The organism is Streptococcus pluranimalium, assembly GCF_047785705.1.
Classification (GTDB): domain Bacteria; phylum Bacillota; class Bacilli; order Lactobacillales; family Streptococcaceae; genus Streptococcus; species Streptococcus pluranimalium_A.
Map to the genome: position 1 here is coordinate 1 of NZ_JBLOJV010000065.1, position 3,805 is coordinate 3,805.

The window sequence follows — 3,805 nt, forward strand, 5'->3', positions numbered from 1 at the left end:
GAGCTATTATTGATGACTTCAAGAAACGCCTATCTAATCCAAGTCCAGATTATCCGAAGTGGTTGATTTTGATTCCAGATGTGGCAGCGACAGCTATGGCATCTGGCTTGAGCGAAGCAGACTTCAAACAGTTACTGGTCGAAGGTAGCCAGCATGGTGTGACCTTATTGTTAATTGGTACTTATCAAGACTTGGTATCAAATACCTACGATACTTTTGTCAAATTGGCTAATCAAATGGTGGAACAAGTATTCCTTGGCATGCGAATCAGCGATCAGAACCATACACGCTATCCATATATTAATAACGAACCAGCTCTGAGACCAAATCAAGGCTATATCTTACACCCAGAAGGGTATGAGTTAATTCAATTATTAGAACTATAGAGAGGACAGAAGATGTCAGAAATTACAATGTTACCACTAGGAAGTGTCGTTATTTTAAAAGGGAATACCAAAAAAATGATGATTATTTCTCGTGTCATTGCGGCACCAGTCAAAGGTGAAGTCTATCGTTTTGATTATGGTGCTTGTCTCTATCCTGAAGGATTGATGGGGGATAGTCTCATCTACTTTAACCATGAAGATATCTTAAAGGTTGTTCAGGAGGGATATACGGATGATGATAACGAGATAATGTTAGAAAATATTGCTAATATTTTAGCTACAACGGATATTCCTAAAGGAGATGTTGCTACACTAAATGAGGTCAATGGCATCGGAGGATAAGAATGGGTAAAGTTGATTATAACCAAGTTTATCAGCTTCAGGGGCAAGTTAATAGGCATCGTTCGAGCATTTCATCCGCAAAAACCACGATTGCTTCAATTGATGAAAAACTGCAGAGGCTTCGCTCAGTAAAAAAATCAATCGGTAATATTCAGAGTGATGTTAATGATATTAAAGTATCTGTCATGTTGAAAAAAGATCAACCAGATTGGAAAGGCCAGAAAAAGAATGATTTCCAAAAAAGTTGGAATGACTTTTCAGGAAGCTATAGAAATTTTCAAACAGAAATGAATACCTTTTATGACGCTATTTGTGATGAAATTACACGATTAGAGAATCAAAAGAATGAGCAAAATGGGATTATTGGCTGGTGTCAAAGTCAAATCAATAACCTTAGTAATGCGATAGAGAAGCTATTCCATACGAAAGAGGGGTGAAATTCATGTTCGGAACGATACAGTTATCAAATGTTGCGTTTGGAAGTCATGTGATTAGCCTTACTTCCGCAAAAGAAAGTCTTGCAGGTGTCAGTAGCACGTTGCCAGAAACGACATCAGACTCTAAAGTGATGAAGCTTTATCAGGAACAGTTCAAGGAGCTGTCAGCTCTTGTAATAACCTACGCTTCGCTTTTGGAAACAGATATTGCTTTGATTTCACAAACAGGTCAGGAACTGGTTCACACAGATAATGTTCTTGGACATGCTTTGTTTTCAGGATTAAATTAGGAGGGAATGATGGGCTATAAAATCAAATTCGACGATATCACCTCTCTCCAGATAAGCACCCAGACAACCATTGGTTCATGGGGTGAGTCTGTTTCTAGTCTGAACACAGCTATGTCAGGTTTCATCAACGACCCCAACCTCCAAGGTCAAGCAGTTACGAGTATTCGGACTTATCTGAGCGAAGTTCACGGCATGTTCTTGCAGACATTAATCAATCTGATGAATGATTACTCCGCTAGTCTCTTGCTTTATAAGGATGGTTATTATAACATAGACAGCAACAACCATGCAGAGTTGCCAGAGAATACCTTTACGACGTTACAGTCTGACTTGAAGACGTCACGAGATCATCTGAAAAGTCAGATTGAATTATTAAATACCGCCAGGTCCAAAATATCTGATTTGGTATCTTACTCTGGAAGCAGTCACACCAAAACCATCCAGCATTATAACTTTATTATTAATGATATAAAGACCTTAGATGAGTCAATCAAGCAATATGAGAGTAACCATGCTAGTCATGATTTGTCAGCGTTTAAAGAGCTGCTCGCCTCAACAAAGGCGCTCTTGGCGGAGTATAGTAATCGCCCTAGGACAGTGGCAACCTATCAATCCGGAGATATTGGTCGTTTAACTAACATTGAGCGTTTTGCGACAGCTTATGAGGCTGTGGCAAATCATCTTAGCAATAACGCGGAGCGCTTACAAGCTGCCCAAGAACGAGATCAAGCACGATTTGAAGCCTTGGCAGCGGAAGAGAGAAGTAAGCAGGGTTGGATAGACTTGGCTTTAGGTGCAGTCACTATTGCAGTAGGTCTTGCGGCTATTGTAGCAACAGCAGGCGCTGCGACCCCTTTGGTTGTAGGTGCAGGCATTGTGGCAGGAACAGGCACTGTCGCCTATGGTGCTTCCAATGTGGCAGAAGCAGGACAAGATATTTACCTAGGCTATAAAGGTGATGGGAAAACCTTAGCCATCAACCCCATCCGAGATACCCTATTCATGGGAAATGATAAACTATACCATCAAGTAGGCGGTCTGTTTACAACCACCAGTGCGGTGATGATCCCCATCGGACAAACACAGAGTGTGACTAAAGGCCTCGCTGAGTTTGCGATAGGTGAAGTAGGTGGCTTTGTCGGAGGGCAAGCAGGCTATCACGGAACAAAACTGCTTGGAGGCAGTGAAGCTGATGCACAGCGTGCCAACTTAGTTGGTGGTATCCTAGGTGGTTTTGCGGCATCATCAGCAGCAAGCCGGTTTAGTTTGAATGAGGTAGAGGTACCTAATACACCAACTTATAATCGTGAACAAATTCTAAAGAATATTGAAGAGAGTCGTCTTGCTAGAGAGAGTTCGAATTTTGGTAAGCATTTAGAAGTTGAGAAAGCTATTAAACAAAGAGTTAAACTTCATGATGAATTAGAAAGAAGAATTTCTAAGTTTGATTATAATACTGCTTCAAAGACACAAAAAGGGAACTATGGTGAAATTAGAGCCTATGATGATTTATTAACTCCTAAGCGTGGCGAGACCTCTATCTATGATTTAAGGCGTGTTGGTAGGGACATCCCAGAAAGTCTGGATGCTAAATTAGAGCGTGGAATTGATGGTATTTACATCAATGAGTCTGGTGTCGGATCTAAGGTTATTATTGATGAGGCTAAATTTAATAAATCTAAACTTAATCCTAATACAGCTGATGGTAAGCAGATGAGTTACGAGTGGATTAAGAACAGAATTCACGAGGATGATTTTGCTAATCCAGAAGATTATTTTAAGGTAAAGCAAGCCATTGATAAAGGGAATTACGAAGCCGTTTTGAGTAAAGTCGATATTGATGGAAATGTTAGTCATGTCCGTTTGGATATGGATTCGAATATTATTGGAACATGGCCATAAGGAGTTATTATGCAAGTAAGAGATAAATTAAATACTTTAGAAAATTATAGTAAATCAAGAGACTTTTATTGTATGCACAATAGAATGATTGCGGATGATATTTTAGAGATAAAAGAGGATGAGAAGAAAGGAGTGCAAAAAAATCATTTTCCGAATGCGAGAGTAATAAGAAATATGAATGATTCAATTGCGATGAATTTATTCAAAATTTTCAAAAATAGATATTCATCAGGAAGTTCAATGTCTGAAGTAAGAGAGGCTTTTCTCGCTTATTTAGAAATTAAATCTCTTGTCTTAAATGGCCATATTCATTATTTGGACGATTTGGATATTATTTCAGTTGGTATTCTATTAGATATTGATGCTGAAACAATGGCACCTTTTATTGAAAACATCAAACAAGTTGATTATCAAGATTACTTGATGGACTTTCTGATTCGTTACTACC

6 protein-coding genes are annotated in these 3,805 nt (G+C 39.0%); all 6 read left to right on the forward strand.

Features of this window, described 5'->3' with window-relative positions:
- A partial coding sequence (locus ACMZ6Z_RS09050; protein ID WP_416132210.1) for a hypothetical protein occupies positions 1–386 on the forward strand: 386 nt, incomplete at its 5' end.
- A 12-nt stretch (positions 387–398) separates the two neighbouring features.
- Complete coding sequence (locus ACMZ6Z_RS09055) at positions 399–728, forward strand: DUF4176 domain-containing protein (protein ID WP_105137954.1); 330 nt, start codon at positions 399–401, stop codon at positions 726–728.
- Between the two features lie 2 nt (positions 729–730).
- Complete coding sequence (locus ACMZ6Z_RS09060; RefSeq protein WP_044693341.1) at positions 731–1,165, forward strand: YwqH-like family protein; 435 nt, start codon at positions 731–733, stop codon at positions 1,163–1,165.
- Positions 1,166–1,170: 5 nt separating this feature from the next.
- Positions 1,171–1,455 (forward strand): TIGR04197 family type VII secretion effector, encoded by a 285-nt coding sequence (locus ACMZ6Z_RS09065; protein ID WP_044693342.1) that lies wholly within the window; start codon positions 1,171–1,173, stop codon positions 1,453–1,455.
- A 9-nt stretch (positions 1,456–1,464) separates the two neighbouring features.
- Positions 1,465–3,357 (forward strand): T7SS effector LXG polymorphic toxin, encoded by a 1,893-nt coding sequence (locus ACMZ6Z_RS09070; protein ID WP_170243301.1) that lies wholly within the window; start codon positions 1,465–1,467, stop codon positions 3,355–3,357.
- A 9-nt stretch (positions 3,358–3,366) separates the two neighbouring features.
- On the forward strand, positions 3,367–3,805 hold a 439-nt coding region (locus tag ACMZ6Z_RS09075), incomplete at its 3' end, for a PoNe immunity protein domain-containing protein (protein ID WP_416132211.1).